Source organism: Citrobacter sp. Ct235 (assembly GCF_030332305.1).
GTDB lineage: Bacteria > Pseudomonadota > Gammaproteobacteria > Enterobacterales > Enterobacteriaceae > Citrobacter_A > Citrobacter_A telavivensis.
Genome location: NZ_JAOWIC010000043.1, coordinates 166,503 through 182,393, shown reverse-complemented (window position 1 = coordinate 182,393; position 15,891 = coordinate 166,503). Strand labels below are relative to the sequence as shown.

Sequence of the window (15,891 nt, the reverse complement as noted above, 5' to 3'; positions counted from 1 at the left end):
GTATCCTGGCTTTTATGAAGAGAGAAACCGGTGGACGAACAGACAGCTCTGGCCCTGAAGGACTTTACGACGCGCTACTGCAACGAATGGCACGAAAAACACGCAAGCTGGCCCATGAGCGAAGAGCTGTACGGGGTGCCTTCTCCGTGCATTATTTCTACAACCCGTGATGCCGTTTATTGGCAACCGCAGCCGTTTGAAGGTGAACAGAATGTAAACGCGGTTGAACGTGCCTTCGATATTGTGATACAACCAGCCCTTCATGCATTTTATACCACGCAGTTTGCCGGGGACATGCGTGCACAGTTGGCCAGTGAAACGCTGACGCTGTTGCAGACCTGGAGCGCGGATGATTTCAGACGGGTTCAGGAGAACCTGATTGGTCATCTGGTGACGCAGAAACGTTTGAAACTGTCACCGACCCTTTTTATTGCCACGCTGGACAATGAACTGGAGGTGATTTCACTCTGCAATCTGTCCGGTGAAGTGATCAAAGAAACGCTGGGAACCCGTAGTCGTTCCGTTCTGGCGCCTTCTCTTGCGGATTTCCTTACGCGACTTAAGCCTCTTCTGTAATCCATTTACCCCATCAGCGTGTGAGAGATCTCTTACAAGCCCTGTAGGAGATCGCCAGGTGATAACAGAAGACATTGCGAAACAAAAATAGCCAATTTCCCAATAAATCAGCAAGTTAACCATTTTCTGTCAACTTTCATATGAAATTTTCCTTAAGGCATTGCCTATAAGCACCTTGTAAGACGGCGTGAAAAAGGCGATTCTATCTACGTCGACAAGGAGTCGCACAACGAAGTGAACATCAGGATGATGGCACTTCGGCAGGACACACCAGGACGGTGTTACAGGGAAAGGCTTCAGGATGAAGTGAAGAGGAAAACGCAGGAGCGCGTTAAAGGACACCTCCAGGAAGGAGAACGAGAGCCGGTCAGGATAGTCGGTGGGTCAGGATGGCCAGGACGCTTCAGGATGAAGTCATCACATCGGGGTGGTGTGTGCAGGACGCAAATGTTCAGGATGAACAACAGGTCGCAAGACCCCAGGAAAAGTTGTCACGGATGAGCAGGGAGCACGAAAAGTAGCTGGAATGCTGCGAAACGAACCGGGAGCACTGTTTTTACAGTGCTCCCTTTTTTTGTTTCTTTTTTTACTGGTGGTATCCTTCGCGCCAGATTTTTCATCATTGAGGTGACTTTCATGACGACTCATGACCGTGTGCGTCAGCAGCTCCATGCACTTGAAGCGCTGCTGCGTGAGCATCAACACTGGCGGATGGATGAACCCGAAGCCCACCTGTTTTCCAGTACCCAACCGTTTTGTATGGATACGATGGCGCCGATTGAGTGGCTGCAATGGGTTCTGCTCCCTCGTATGCATGCTTTACTGGACAGCGCGCAGCCGCTGCCAGAGGCGTTTGCCGTCGCACCCTACTACGAAATGGCGCTGACCGCCGATCATCCGCAGCGTGAGCTCCTGCTGGAGGCGTTGCAGGCACTGGATGCGCTTTTTGCGCAAGATGAATCCTGATGCTGGAGATTTTGTATCAGGACGAGTGGCTGGTTGCGGTCAACAAACCCTCCGGCTGGCTGGTGCACCGCAGTTGGCTGGATCGCGACGAAAAAGTGGTGGTGATGCAGACGGTGCGTGACCAGATTGGTCAGCACGTGTTTACCGCCCATCGCCTCGACAGACCAACCTCCGGCGTGCTGCTGATGGGCCTATCCAGCGAAGCCGGGCGCCGCCTCGCACAGCAGTTTGAGCAACATCAGATCCAAAAACGCTATCACGCTATTGTCCGCGGATGGCTAATGGAGGAAGCGGTACTCGATTATCCGCTGGTGGAAGAGTTGGATAAAATCGCCGATAAGTTTGCCCGTGAAAACAAGGATCCGCAGCCTGCGGTGACCCATTATCGCGGCCTCGCCACCGTTGAAATGCCTGTGGCGACCGGGCGTTATCCGACGACGCGTTACGGACTGGTGGAACTGGATCCGCAAACAGGACGCAAGCATCAGCTCAGACGCCATCTGGCGCACCTGCGCCATCCGATTATTGGCGACAGCAAGCATGGCGATTTACGGCAGAACCGCAGCGCGGCGGAACATTTTTCCTGCAACCGGCTGATGCTGCACGCCAGCCAGCTTTCGTTGACGCACCCGTTTACCGGTGAATCGTTGACGATTCATGCCGGGCTGGATACGGTCTGGATGCAGGCACTATCACAGTTTGGCTGGCAGGGACTTCTCCCTGAGAATGAAAGGGTTGAGTTAAGTGAGCCAGCAGGTCAGGATGAAGGCATAAGTTCTTCATCCAGGGAGTAATTAAGCATGGCGGAAATTGGGATTTTTGTCGGGACGATGTATGGCAATGCGCTACTGGTTGCCGAAGAGGCAGAAGCGATCCTGACGGCACAGGGGCACAAAGCGACCGTTTTTGAAGATCCTGAACTGACGGACTGGCAGGAATATCAGGACAAAATCGCGCTGGTGGTCACCTCCACGACCGGGCAGGGCGATTTACCTGACAGCATTGTGCCGCTGTTTCAGGGGGTCAAAGACCAACTGGGTTTTCAGCCCAATCTGCGTTACGGCGTGATTGCGTTGGGTGACAGCAGTTACGTCAATTTCTGCAATGGCGGTAAACAGTTTGACGCCCTGTTGCAGGAACAAAGCGCACAGCGCGTGGGGGAAATGTTGCTGATTGATGCCAGTGAGCACCCGGAGCCCGAAAGCGAATCCAATCCCTGGGTTGAACATTGGGGCACACTCTTACCCTGAGAGTTAACCCTCCCCCTACCGGGAGGGACTCCCTTGTGACGCCAGGCACGGGAACGACCTGTCTCTAGTCTACCCAATACTGAATCGTGTTAGCCTCGGGCAAACGCCCCTAAAAGCCTTCGCTATTGAAGGGTTTTTAGGGGCGTTTTCATAGGGTCAAGCGACCTGTTTCACACTCCTGCCTTTTCCACGTAAGCCCTGCGCGATTTCCGTTATATGTTTTCATTTCCGTGAAGTCGCTTCCATCACCCTGGGCTTTTGCCATAAACATAAGTGATACGTTGTCTAAATGTTGGGTTCTTGCACGGTGAGCAAGAACCTGGTGCTTTTTATACTTCTCCTGCCAGTTATAAAAAAATGCAGTTAGCAAGGCGAACGACCTAATAAAAGCTGCAAAAAAACACGAAACGTCACCTCTGATCCCCTACCAGTTGTGCTGTTCAGAGTGAGCGTGACTAACGCGAAAATTCAGGAGTGCAACAATGAGTTCATTAAGTCAGGCTGCGAGCAGTGCGGAAAAACGCACAAATGCTCGCTACTGGATAGTGGTGATGTTGTTTATCGTCACCTCCTTCAACTATGGCGACCGCGCCACTTTATCCATTGCCGGTTCGGAGATGGCCAAAGACATTGGTCTGGATCCGGTCGGTATGGGTTACGTTTTCTCTGCGTTCTCATGGGCCTACGTTATCGGGCAGATCCCGGGCGGCTGGCTGCTGGACCGTTTTGGTTCCAAACGTGTTTACTTCTGGTCCATCTTCATCTGGTCCATGTTTACCCTGTTACAGGGCTTCGTCGATATCTTCAGCGGATTCGGCATTATCGTCGCGCTGTTTACTCTGCGCTTCCTTGTCGGTCTGGCGGAGGCGCCGTCCTTCCCCGGCAACAGTCGCATTGTCGCGGCCTGGTTCCCGGCGCAGGAGAGGGGAACGGCAGTCGCAATCTTTAACTCTGCACAGTACTTTGCCACCGTTATTTTCGCCCCGATCATGGGCTGGCTGACGCATGAAGTGGGTTGGTCGCACGTGTTCTTCTTTATGGGCGGCCTCGGGATTGTTATCAGCTTTATCTGGCTGAAAGTGATCCACGAACCAAACCAGCATCCGGGTGTGAACAAGAAAGAGCTGGAATATATTGCAGAAGGCGGTGCGCTGATCAACATGGATCAGAAAGACACCAAGGCCAAAGTGCCGTTTAGCGTGAGGTGGGGGCAAATCAAGCAGTTGCTGGGTTCCCGCATGATGATCGGCGTATACATCGGCCAGTACTGCATCAACGCGCTGACTTACTTCTTTATCACCTGGTTCCCGGTTTATCTGGTGCAGGCTCGCGGCATGTCGATCCTGAAAGCGGGCTTCGTGGCTTCGGTTCCGGCCGTGTGCGGATTTGTCGGCGGGGTTCTGGGCGGCATTATCTCCGACTGGCTGATGCGTCGGACCGGCTCGCTGAACATTGCGCGTAAAACGCCTATCGTGATGGGGATGCTGTTGTCGATGGTGATGGTGTTCTGTAACTACGTTAACGTCGAGTGGATGATCATCGGTTTCATGGCGCTGGCGTTCTTTGGCAAGGGCATCGGTGCGCTGGGCTGGGCGGTGATGGCCGATACCGCACCGAAAGAGATCAGCGGCCTGAGCGGCGGTCTGTTCAACATGTTCGGCAACATCTCCGGTATCGTAACGCCCATTGCGATTGGCTATATCGTCGGCACGACGGGCTCCTTTAACGGCGCGCTGATCTATGTGGGCGTGCATGCACTGGTGGCGGTACTGAGCTATCTGGTGCTGGTGGGTGATATTAAGCGTATCGAACTGAAACCTGTCGCAGGACAACTATCATGACGACACAATCCAGTCCCGTTATCACGGACATGAAGGTCATTCCGGTCGCCGGACATGACAGTATGCTTCTCAATATTGGCGGCGCGCATAACGCGTACTTTACCCGCAACATCGTGGTCCTCACCGATAACGCCGGCAACACTGGCGTAGGTGAAGCACCGGGCGGTAAGGTGATCTACCAGACGCTGGTGGATGCCATCCCGATGGTGCTCGGTCAGGAAGTGGCCCGACTGAACAAAGTGGTTCAGCAGGTGCACAAAGGCAATCAGGCCGCTGACTTTGATACCTTTGGTAACGGCGCATGGACCTTCGAACTGCGCGTAAACGCGGTAGCCGCGCTGGAAGCAGCCCTGCTTGATCTGTTGGGCAAAGCGCTCAACGTACCGGTCTGTGAACTGTTGGGGCCAGGCAAACAGCGCGATGCGGTGACCGTGCTCGGATATCTCTTCTACATCGGCGATCGCACAAAAACCGATCTGCCCTATCTGGAGACCACCCCGGGCAATCACGACTGGTATCACCTGCGTCATCAGGAAGCGTTGAACAGCGATGCCGTGGTTCGCCTGGCGGAAGCCTCACAGGATCGCTACGGCTTTAAAGATTTCAAACTCAAAGGCGGCGTGCTGCCTGGCGAACAAGAGATAGACACCGCCCGTGCGCTGAAAAAACGTTTTCCGGATGCGCGGATTACCGTTGATCCCAACGGTGCCTGGCTGCTTGATGAGGCCATCACGCTGTGTAAAGGGCTGAACGATGTGCTCACGTATGCAGAAGATCCGTGCGGCGCAGAGCAGGGATTCTCCGGTCGCGAAGTGATGGCGGAATTCCGCCGGGCCACGGGGTTGCCGGTGGCGACGAACATGATCGCCACCAACTGGCGTGAAATGGGCCATGCGGTGATGCTTAATGCTGTCGACATCCCGCTTGCCGATCCGCATTTCTGGACACTTTCCGGTGCGGTGCGGGTGGCACAGTTGTGCGACGACTGGGGGCTGACCTGGGGCTGTCACTCTAACAACCACTTTGATATTTCACTGGCGATGTTTACCCACGTTGGCGCCGCGGCGCCGGGTAAACCGACCGCCATCGACACGCACTGGATCTGGCAGGAGGGCGATTGTCGCCTGACGAAAAATCCCCTTGAGATTAAAAACGGAAAAATTGCCGTTCCCGACGCGCCTGGACTGGGTGTTGAACTGGACTGGGATCAAGTGCAGAAGGCACATGAAGCTTATAAAAAACTGCCGGGCGGCGCGCGAAATGACGCAGGGCCTATGCAGTATCTGATCCCCGGCTGGACTTTTGACCGTAAACGTCCCGTTTTCGGCCGTCACTGATTTTGTATAAGGACTCAATAATGAACGCACAATTTACCACCCCAGTGGTTACGGCCATGCAGATTATCCCGGTTGCGGGACACGACAGTATGCTGATGAACCTGAGCGGTGCGCATGCGCCATTCTTTACGCGTAATATTGTGATTATCAAAGATAATTCGGGTCATACTGGCGTTGGTGAAATCCCCGGCGGCGAGAAAATTCGTAAGACGCTGGAAGAGGCGATCCCACTGGTGGTGGGTCAACGGCTTGGTGAGTACAAAAACGTGCTGAATGCGGTACGCAATACCTTTGCCGATCGTGACTCAGGCGGTCGCGGCCTGCAAACGTTTGACCTGCGTACCACCATCCACGTCGTCACCGGGATTGAAGCTGCGCTGCTGGATCTGTTGGGACAGCATCTGGGCGTTAACGTGGCTTCTCTGTTGGGCGACGGTCAACAGCGTAATGAAGTGGAAATGCTGGGTTATCTGTTCTTCGTCGGTAACCGCAACGCCACGCCGCTGCCGTATCAGAGCCAGCCCGATGAGAAGTGCGACTGGTATCGTCTGCGTCATGAAGAGGCGATGACGCCCGATGCGGTCGTCCGTCTGGCTGAAGCCGCATACGAAAAATACGGTTTCAACGACTTCAAACTGAAAGGCGGCGTGCTGGCAGGGGAAGAAGAGGCGGAATCCATTGTGGCGCTGGCAAAACGCTTCCCGCAGGCGCGCGTCACGCTGGATCCCAACGGCGCATGGTCGCTGAATGAAGCGATCAAAATCGGGAAGTACCTGAAGGGTTCGCTGGCCTACGCGGAAGATCCGTGCGGTGCTGAGCAGGGCTTCTCAGGTCGTGAGGTGATGGCGGAGTTCCGTCGCGCTACCGGTTTGCCGACGGCGACAAACATGATCGCCACCGACTGGCGTCAGATGGGTCAGACGTTGTCGTTGCAGTCGGTGGATATTCCGCTGGCTGACCCGCATTTCTGGACGATGCAGGGCTCTGTACGCGTCGCGCAGATGTGCCATGAGTTCGGTCTGACCTGGGGTTCACACTCCAACAACCACTTTGACGTTTCACTGGCGATGTTCACCCACGTCGCGGCAGCGGCTCCGGGCAAGATCACGGCGATCGATACCCACTGGATCTGGCAGGAGGGCAACCAGCGCCTGACTAAAGAGCCGTTTGAAATTAAAGGCGGTATGGTGCAGGTACCGGCGAAACCGGGCCTGGGCGTTGAGCTGGATATGGACCAGGTGATGAAAGCCCATGAGTTGTATCAGAAGCATGGGTTGGGCGCGCGCGATGACGCGATGGGGATGCAGTATCTGATCCCGAACTGGACGTTCGATAACAAACGTCCGTGCATGGTTCGTTAAGATAGACACCGGTCCCAAAAGGACCGGTTATTTTTTATCTGTAAACCGGGTGTATGCTTAGCTGAGTCAACATGCGTAAGGACGGCTTATGAAAATAGTGATCGCACCGGACTCGTATAAGGAAAGTTTGAGTGCTCTCGAGGTGGCGAACGCCATTGAGCAAGGTTTTCGTGAAATCTGGCCCGATGCGGATTACGTAAAACTTCCGGTTGCTGATGGGGGAGAAGGAACGGTCGAAGCCATGGTTGAGGCGACGACGGGACGCATTGTTGAAGTCGATGTTACGGGCCCTCTTGGGGAACCGGTCACCGCGTTTTATGGTTTATCCGGTGACGAGCGCACGGCTTTCATTGAGATGGCGGCGGCCAGCGGTCTGGAGCAGGTGCCTGTCGCGTTACGCGATCCATTAAAGACAACCTCCTGGGGAACCGGGGAGTTGATTCGTCATGCGCTGGATGCGGGCGTAGACCATATTATTATCGGGCTCGGCGGTAGTGCGACCAATGACGGCGGCGCAGGCATGGTGCAGGCGTTAGGGGCAAAATTGCTTGATGCCCAACAGAATGAAATTGGTAAGGGCGGTGCGGCGCTCGACGCGCTTGCACAGATCGATATCAGCCGGTTGGATCCGCGTCTTGCCACATGCCGTATTGAAGTGGCGTGTGATGTGACCAATCCGTTGATCGGAAAAGAGGGGGCGTCGGCCGTGTTTGGCCCACAGAAAGGTGCAACGGCCGAGACAATCGATCGTCTGGATACTGCACTGGCGCATTATGCGCAGATTATTGCCCGTGACCTGGAGGTGGATGTCCTTGAACTGGCAGGCGGCGGCGCGGCAGGCGGTATGGGGGCGGCGCTGTACGCGTTTTGCGGTGCGCAACTGCGGCGCGGGATTGAGATTGTCACCGATGCGCTGCAACTGGATGAGTGCGTTGCCGATGCCGATTTGGTGATCACCGGGGAAGGGCGCATCGACAGCCAGACTATCCACGGTAAAGTTCCGGTAGGCGTGGCGAAGGTGGCGAAACGCTACAACAAACCGGTGATCGGTATTGCCGGCAGCCTGACGGCCGATGTCGGCATTGTCCATGAGCATGGACTTGATGCCGTATTTAGCGTGATTTATACCATCTGTACGCTGGACGATGCGTTGAAGAACGCCGCAGAGAACGTGCGCATGACCGCGCGCAACGTCGCGGCGACGCTCAAAATGGGACAGACGCTACGCTGAAGCAATCGGCAGGCCGGATGGCGCGATGCCTGTCCGGCCTATAACAGCCATTTGCGCGCTTCACGCGCTACGTTATCCATCTCGTCAAGCAGTTCCAGAAACTCGGGTTCCAGATCCTCTTCTGACGTGCCTTCTCGTAACTGATTTTCCAGCAACTGACACAGATTTTTCATGCGCGGTACGCCGCTATAGCCGCAACTGCCATGCAGTTTATGAATCAGGTCGATTAAGCCTTGCGGGTTTTCACCCACCAGTTGCTCTTCAATTTTATTACGCACTTCCGGCAGAAAATCGATCAGCATTTGCAGCATATCCCGTGCCAGATCCGGTTTCCCGGCGGCCTGGCGCAGCGCCAGTTGCCAGTCCAGCGTGGCGTTCGGGTTGAAGATCGGTTCGATCGTTTCTGCACCGACCTGGCGCGTCGGGGCGCTTGCGCCAGGTTTATAGCGTTGCAGCAGGTTACACAGCTTCTCTTCTTCGATCGGTTTTGCCAGGTAGTCATTCATTCCGGCACTCAGTAATTTTTCTTTCTGACCCGCCATCGCGTGCGCCGTGACGGCAATTACCGGGGTTTGCTGTTGATGCGGCAGCTGGTGGATCAGTTCGCAGGCCCGAATGCCATCCATATCCGGCATCTGAATATCCATCAGGATTAGATCAAACTGCATTTGCTTCGCGCGATCGACCGCCTGCTGGCCGCTATCACACAGCTCAACGTGTTGAACCAGATCGTCCAACAGTGCGCCAATCAGCTTCAGGTTCGCCGGATTATCATCGACCGCCATGACGGTCATGGCGATTTTACTTTCGTCTGATGTCAGCATGCTTTCGTGGTGGTTTTGACGACACAAATCCACCAGTGCGGGCAGCAGACGCGTAGAGGTCAGGGGTTTTAGCAGACAGCTGGCAACGCCGTCCTGCTTGAGTTTTTCGGCATTCACCTGAGCGTGGCACGGCAGCGCCAGCATCAGGAAATCGGTCATTTTGGTCGCCTGTATTAGCCGCTCGTGCTGCATAGTCAGCGGTTCTTTGAAGGTGACGGCAACGCCGAGCAGCATAAAGTCGTAATGCTCAACGGTCAGCGCGGAAAACGTTGGGCTGTAGACCACGTCCAGCGGCGTTTCGCTGAGAATATCCAGCGTGCATTGCGCGGCGGCGGCATTCGGCTCGATGTAGGCAATGCGTTTACCGGCCAGACAAGCGGTGGCCGGGCCGTCGCTGATCACATTCGGATTCAGATCGAGATTGATATGGAACCAGAAGGTTGAACCGCGATGCGGCTGACTGTGGAAGGAGATATCCCCTCCCATCTCGTTGACCAGTTTTTGCGTGATCACCAGTCCCAGCCCGGTGCCGCCGTGGCGACGGGAAATACTGGCGTCGGCCTGACGGAAAGCCTGGAACAGGCGCGACTGATCGCGCTCAGGGATGCCGATGCCGGTATCGCGGATCTGCACTTCGATCTGCACTTTGGTGTTACTCAGCGAGCGCTTCTCCACCAGAATGTCGATGTTGCCGCTCTCGGTGAATTTGATCGCGTTGCCGACCAGATTGGTGATCACCTGCTGTAAACGCAGTGGGTCGCCAATCACGTTATCCGGTACGTCATTCTTAATATTGAGCGTCAGCTCCAGCCCTTTGTCGTGCGACGAATGCGCCAGCAGCGTCACCACTTCATCGAGCGTATTGCGAAGCGCAAAAGGAATGCTTTCGAGAATGAGTTTACCCGCTTCCAGCTTGGAGAAATCCAGGACGTCATTGATGATCGCCAGCAGATTATTTGCCGACCGCTCGATGGTATTCAGGTGATCGCGCTGCGTGGTATTCAGTTCGGTTTTCAGCGTCAGGCGCGTAAAGCCGATCACGCCATTCAGCGGGGTACGTAGCTCATGGGACATGTTGGCCAGAAACTCAGATTTGATGCGCGCGGCTTCCTGCGCGCGTTTTTTCGCCAGGTCCAGCTCGACGTTCTGGATCTCCATCTGTTCGAGCGTTTCACGCAAATCGGAGGTGGCCTGATCGATATTGTGCTGCATCTCTTCATGATAGGCGGCGAGCGACATGGCCATCGAGTTAATGCCGTTTTTCAACATATCCAGCTCGCCGAGCATAAAGCCCTCGACGCGGCTGTCGAGTTGCCCTCGTCGGATGCGGTCAACCGTATTGACCATGTTGCGAATCGGCCCCGTCACGTCGCGCATCAGACGCCAGCCAAAGATTAGCGCAATGCCGATACAGAACAGCATCATGACGGAGGAGATGAAGATTTCTTTATACTGTTGTAAGCGGACCGACTTGAGATCGAGCTCAAGCGCCACATATCCCAACATATTACCCGCGTTTTTTGCGTCAGTGGCTGGGGATTCGTCCAGCGAATAACTTTCCGAAACGATCGGTGTTCGCAGGATTAAAATATCACCATGACGCTCAACGTTCAGTCGGCGCGGAAACGGTGAGCCCGGGGGCAACTGCATTTCCGACGGGTTGAGATTGAAATTCGAGGTGACGAAGAGGTGATTACTCTCATCGTAGACTGAAATCGCCCGCACGATATCAGAGTGGCGGCGATGTAGAACGCTGATGAGTTGGCCGATGGATTCGCGGTTTTGCAGGTTCATACCGTATTCGGTAGAGACCGCGAGAGGCTCGATGATACTGGCACCGGCATCTTCCAGTTGACGCTGCAAGTCGTGGTAGCGATGCACAACAAAAAAGATACTGAGCAGTAAACCAATAAGTACGGTTGGGGCCAGGATCAGAATCATCATGCGAGCGCGCAGGCTGTAGTTGGTCATGGAGTTCCGTTATGGGACAATTAGGGTCACACTGTTAAATTGAGAACAATCTCGTCGATGGCGCAATTCTACTCTGCAAAACGGCGCGTGACGACGCGCCAGATCATAACCGTTACCGTCAATGACCTCGATGCTTTTGGTCAGGGCGTTGCGCGGCACAACGGAAAGACGCTGTTTATCCCCGGTTTGCTGCCGCAGGAAAGTGCGGACGTGGCGATCACCGAAGATAAAAAACAGTACGCGAAAGCTCAGGTTAAGCGCCGTTTGAATGATAGTCCGGATCGCGTAACGCCGCGCTGTCCACACTTTGGCATTTGCGGCGGCTGCCAGCAACAGCATGCCAGTATCGAACTGCAACAGCGCAGTAAAAGCGCCGCGCTGTCGCGCCTGATGAACCACGATGTCACTGAGGCGATCGCCGATGCGCCGTGGGGCTATCGTCGTCGCGCGCGGTTAAGTCTCAACTTCCAGACGAAAACCCAGCAGTTCCAGATGGGGTTTCGCAAGGCGGCGTCCAACGACATCGTCGATATCAGACAGTGCCCCATTTTGGTGCCCCAACTTGAAGCGTTGCTGCCCGAACTCAGGGCATGCCTCAGTAGCCTGCAGGGAATACGCTATCTGGGACACGTTGAACTGGTGCAGGCGGGCAGCGGCACGCTGATGATACTGCGCCATACCGCGCCACTTACTGTGCAGGATAACGAAAAACTGGAACGCTTTTCGCATTCAAAGGGACTGTCTCTGTATCTGGCGCCGCAAAGCGAGATACTGGAAACGGTATCTGGTCAGACGCCCTGGTATGAGTCAAACGGACTACGCTTAAACTTCAGCCCGCGTGATTTTATTCAGGTCAATGAAGGGGTGAACCAGAAAATGGTGGCCAGTACGCTGGCGTGGCTGGACGTACAGCCTGGCGATCGCGTGTTGGATCTCTTTTGCGGGATGGGTAATTTTACGCTCCCGCTGGCAACCCGGGCGGCAAGCGTCGTCGGGGTGGAAGGCGTGCCCGCGCTGGTGGAGAAAGGGCGCGAAAACGCCCAACAAAATGAATTACACAATGTGACATTCTTTCATGAAAATCTTGAAGAGGATGTTACCCGACAGCCGTGGGCCAAAAACGGTTTTGATAAGGTCTTGCTCGACCCTGCGCGTGCAGGGGCTGCAGGCGTAATGCAACATATTATAAAATTGCAGCCTGGCCGCATTGTTTATGTATCCTGTAATCCTGCCACGCTGGCGCGTGATAGCGAGGCGTTATTACGCGCAGGATACCAAATTCAGCGGCTGGCGATGCTCGACATGTTCCCCCACACGGGACACCTGGAGTCAATGGTGTTGTTTGAGCATTCATAATGAATCACGACTTGTCGACTTCGACAGGTCACGTCCCTTAAGGAGAGGACAATGGTTGCGGTAAGAAGTGCACATCTAAATAAAGCTGGGGAATTTGACCCGAAAAAATGGATCGAAAGTCTTGGGATCACCAGCCAGCAGTCATGTGAACGCTTAGCCGAAACCTGGGCGTATTGCCTGCAACAGACACAGGGGCATCCGGATGCGGAACTGCTGCTGTGGCGTGGCGTGGAGATGGTGGAAATCCTCTCAACGCTGAGTATGGATATCGACACGCTGCGGGCTGCGCTGCTGTTCCCTCTGGCAGATGCCAATGTCGTTAGCGAAGATACCCTGCAGGAAAGCGTAGGTAAGTCTATCGTCAACCTGATTCACGGCGTGCGTGACATGGCGGCCATTCGCCAACTGAAAGCGACCCATACCGATTCCGTCTCCTCAGAGCAGGTCGATAACGTGCGGCGGATGCTGCTGGCGATGGTCGACGACTTCCGCTGTGTGGTCATTAAACTTGCCGAACGCATTGCCCATCTGCGCGAGGTGAAAGACGCGCCGGAAGATGAACGCGTACTGGCGGCGAAAGAGTGCACCAACATCTACGCTCCTCTGGCGAACCGATTAGGTATCGGCCAGTTGAAATGGGAACTGGAAGATTATTGCTTCCGCTATCTGCATCCTGCCGAGTACAAACGCATTGCCAAACTGCTGCACGAACGACGTATCGACAGGGAGCATTACATCGAAGAGTTCGTCGGTCATCTGCGATCGGAAATGAAAACCGAAGGCGTGAAGGCAGAAGTGTACGGGCGCCCGAAACACATCTACAGCATCTGGCGAAAAATGCAGAAAAAGCATCTGGCGTTTGATGAGCTGTTTGATGTCCGCGCCGTACGTATTGTCGCCGAGCGTTTGCAGGACTGCTACGCTGCGCTGGGGATTGTGCACACCCACTATCGCCATCTGCCGGATGAGTTTGACGACTACGTTGCCAACCCGAAACCGAATGGCTATCAGTCGATTCATACCGTGGTATTAGGGCCGGGCGGCAAAACGGTTGAGATCCAGATTCGCACTAAGCAGATGCACGAGGACGCCGAACTGGGCGTTGCCGCGCACTGGAAGTACAAAGAAGGCGCGGTCGCGGGCGGGGCGCGTTCAGGTCATGAGGACCGCATTGCCTGGCTGCGTAAGCTGATCGCCTGGCAAGAAGAGATGGCGGACTCCGGCGAGATGCTCGACGAAGTCCGCAGTCAGGTCTTTGACGACCGGGTCTACGTCTTTACGCCGAAAGGTGATGTGGTGGATCTGCCCGCTGGCTCCACGCCGCTCGATTTTGCGTACCACATTCACAGTGATGTAGGTCATCGTTGCATTGGGGCGAAAATCGGTGGGCGCATCGTACCGTTCACCTATCAGTTGCAGATGGGCGATCAGATCGAAATTATCACCCAGAAACAGCCAAATCCCAGTCGTGACTGGCTGAACCCGAATCTGGGCTATGTGACGACCAGTCGTGGGCGCTCGAAAATTCACGCCTGGTTCCGTAAACAGGATCGGGACAAGAACATCCTTGCCGGACGGCAGATTCTGGATGATGAGCTGTCGCATCTCGGTATCAGTCTGAAAGAAGCGGAAAAGCACCTGCTGCCGCGCTACAACTTTAACGAACTGGAGGAGTTGCTGGCGGCGATTGGCGGTGGAGATATCCGTCTGAATCAGATGGTGAATTTCCTGCAATCGCAGTTCAACAAACCGAGCGCCGCCGAAGAGGATGCCGCCGCGCTGAAGCAGCTTCAGCAGAAAACGCATTCCCCGCAGAACCGCCGTAAAGATGATGGTCGCGTGGTTGTGGAAGGGGTCGGCAACCTGATGCATCACATTGCCCGTTGCTGCCAGCCGATTCCGGGCGATGAGATTGTCGGGTTCATCACCCAGGGGCGCGGGATTTCCGTCCATCGGGCGGACTGTGAGCAGTTGGTCGAACTGCGCGCGCATGCGCCAGAGCGCCTCGTGGAGGCCGTCTGGGGCGAAAGCTACTCGGCGGGATACTCGCTGGTGGTGCGCGTACAGGCCAACGATCGCAGCGGCTTACTGCGTGATATCACGACGATTCTGGCGAACGAGAAGGTCAACGTGCTTGGCGTTGCCAGCCGCAGCGATACCAAACAACAGCTTGCCACCATCGACATGACGATTGAAATCTATAACCTGCAGGTGCTGGGACGCGTGCTCAGCAAGCTGAATCAGGTCCCTGATGTGATTGACGCGCGTCGTTTGCACGGCAATTAATTATTTGTAGGCCGGATAAGGCGTTAGCCGTCATCCGGCAATATCACAATGCCCGATGACGTTTCGCTTATCGGGCCTATTTTTCAGGATGTTCCAATGACTCAAATTGACCGCCTGCTTGGCATCATGCAGCGCCTGCGCGACCCGGAAACCGGCTGCCCGTGGGATAACGAACAGACTTTCGCCACGCTTGCCCCCTACACCCTTGAAGAAACCTACGAAGTACTCGACGCGATTTCGCGTGAAGATTTTGACGATCTGCGCGGCGAACTGGGCGATCTGTTGTTCCAGGTGGTGTTTTACGCGCAGATAGCCCAGGAAGAGGGGCGCTTTGATTTCAATGACATTTGTGCCGCCATCAGTGACAAACTGGAGCGCCGACATCCGCACGTTTTTGCCGATGCTCAGGCTCATAACAGCAGCGAAGTGCTGGCTCGTTGGGAGCAAATTAAAACCGGCGAACGGGCGCAAAAGGCGCAGCATTCTGCCCTTGATGATATTCCGCGTAGCTTACCAGCGTTAATGCGGGCACAGAAAATCCAGAAGCGTTGTTCGAATGTTGGCTTTGACTGGACGACGCTGGGCCCGGTGGTTGACAAGGTGTACGAAGAGATTGACGAGGTCATGCACGAGGCGCGGCAGGTCGTGGTCGACCAGGCTAAACTGGAAGAGGAAATGGGCGATTTGCTCTTTGCCACTGTCAATATGGCCCGTCACTTAGGCACCAAAGCGGAGACCGCCCTGCAAAAAGCCAACGAAAAGTTCGAGCGGCGTTTTCGTGAGGTCGAGCGGATTGTGGCGGCGCGGGGCCTGGAAATGACGGGTGTTGATCTGGAAACCATGGAAGAAGTCTGGCAGCAGGTAAAACGGCAGGAAATTGATCTCTAAGGAG

General features: G+C 55.0%; 12 protein-coding genes. 11 read left to right on the top strand and 1 reads right to left on the bottom strand.

Annotated features, from left to right (window positions below; translation table 11 throughout):
• The first annotated feature begins 30 nt into the window (after window positions 1-30).
• The 8 genes from syd (at window position 31) to OGY35_RS09985 (ending at window position 8,562) form a co-directional block, all read left to right on the top strand.
• The gene (gene syd / locus OGY35_RS10020; RefSeq protein WP_286632189.1) at window positions 31-576 is read left to right on the top strand and encodes a SecY-interacting protein; all 546 of its coding nucleotides are present in this window, start codon (window positions 31-33) and stop codon (window positions 574-576) included.
• Window positions 577-1,212: 636 nt separating this feature from the next.
• Window positions 1,213-1,542 carry a YqcC family protein gene (locus OGY35_RS10015; protein ID WP_286632188.1) on the top strand — a complete coding sequence of 110 codons (330 nt, stop codon included), beginning with the start codon at window positions 1,213-1,215 and terminating at the stop codon, window positions 1,540-1,542.
• Window positions 1,542-2,336, top strand: a complete 795-nt coding sequence (truC, locus tag OGY35_RS10010; RefSeq protein WP_286632187.1) for a tRNA pseudouridine(65) synthase TruC — start codon at window positions 1,542-1,544, stop codon at window positions 2,334-2,336. The genes OGY35_RS10015 and truC overlap by 1 nt, the downstream gene beginning before the upstream one ends.
• A gap of 6 nt (window positions 2,337-2,342) precedes the next feature.
• A complete protein-coding gene (locus OGY35_RS10005) occupies window positions 2,343-2,792 on the top strand; it encodes a flavodoxin (protein ID WP_286632186.1) in 450 nt (149 codons plus the stop codon).
• Window positions 2,793-3,274: 482 nt separating this feature from the next.
• Window positions 3,275-4,633: a galactarate/glucarate/glycerate transporter GudP gene (gene gudP / locus OGY35_RS10000; protein WP_178827393.1), complete on the top strand. Its 1,359-nt coding sequence runs from the start codon at window positions 3,275-3,277 to the stop codon at window positions 4,631-4,633.
• Window positions 4,630-5,970 (top strand): enolase C-terminal domain-like protein, encoded by a 1,341-nt coding sequence (locus OGY35_RS09995; protein ID WP_286632185.1) that lies wholly within the window; start codon window positions 4,630-4,632, stop codon window positions 5,968-5,970. Before gudP ends, OGY35_RS09995 begins: the two co-directional genes overlap by 4 nt.
• Window positions 5,971-5,990: 20 nt before the next feature.
• Window positions 5,991-7,331 carry a glucarate dehydratase gene (gene gudD, locus OGY35_RS09990; RefSeq protein ID WP_286632184.1) on the top strand — a complete coding sequence of 447 codons (1,341 nt, stop codon included), beginning with the start codon at window positions 5,991-5,993 and terminating at the stop codon, window positions 7,329-7,331.
• Between the two features lie 88 nt (window positions 7,332-7,419).
• Window positions 7,420-8,562 carry a glycerate kinase gene (locus tag OGY35_RS09985; RefSeq protein ID WP_286632183.1) on the top strand — a complete coding sequence of 381 codons (1,143 nt, stop codon included), beginning with the start codon at window positions 7,420-7,422 and terminating at the stop codon, window positions 8,560-8,562.
• Between the two features lie 38 nt (window positions 8,563-8,600).
• Here the strand turns inward: OGY35_RS09985 and barA are convergent, their stop codons facing one another.
• The gene (gene barA, locus OGY35_RS09980; protein WP_286632182.1) at window positions 8,601-11,357 is read right to left on the bottom strand and encodes a two-component sensor histidine kinase BarA; all 2,757 of its coding nucleotides are present in this window, start codon (window positions 11,355-11,357) and stop codon (window positions 8,601-8,603) included.
• Window positions 11,358-11,414: 57 nt separating this feature from the next.
• Between barA and rlmD the strand changes: the two genes are divergently transcribed.
• From rlmD to mazG, 3 genes are all read left to right on the top strand, one after another.
• Entirely contained in the window at window positions 11,415-12,713 is a 1,299-nt protein-coding gene (rlmD, locus tag OGY35_RS09975) for a 23S rRNA (uracil(1939)-C(5))-methyltransferase RlmD (RefSeq protein ID WP_286632181.1), read from the top strand.
• 51 nt (window positions 12,714-12,764) lie between these two features.
• On the top strand, window positions 12,765-14,999 hold the full coding sequence (gene relA / locus OGY35_RS09970) for a GTP diphosphokinase (protein WP_152402437.1): 2,235 nt from the start codon (window positions 12,765-12,767) through the stop codon (window positions 14,997-14,999).
• Between the two features lie 96 nt (window positions 15,000-15,095).
• On the top strand, window positions 15,096-15,887 hold the full coding sequence (mazG, locus tag OGY35_RS09965; protein ID WP_286632180.1) for a nucleoside triphosphate pyrophosphohydrolase: 792 nt from the start codon (window positions 15,096-15,098) through the stop codon (window positions 15,885-15,887).
• The last annotated feature ends 4 nt before the right edge of the window (window positions 15,888-15,891 follow it).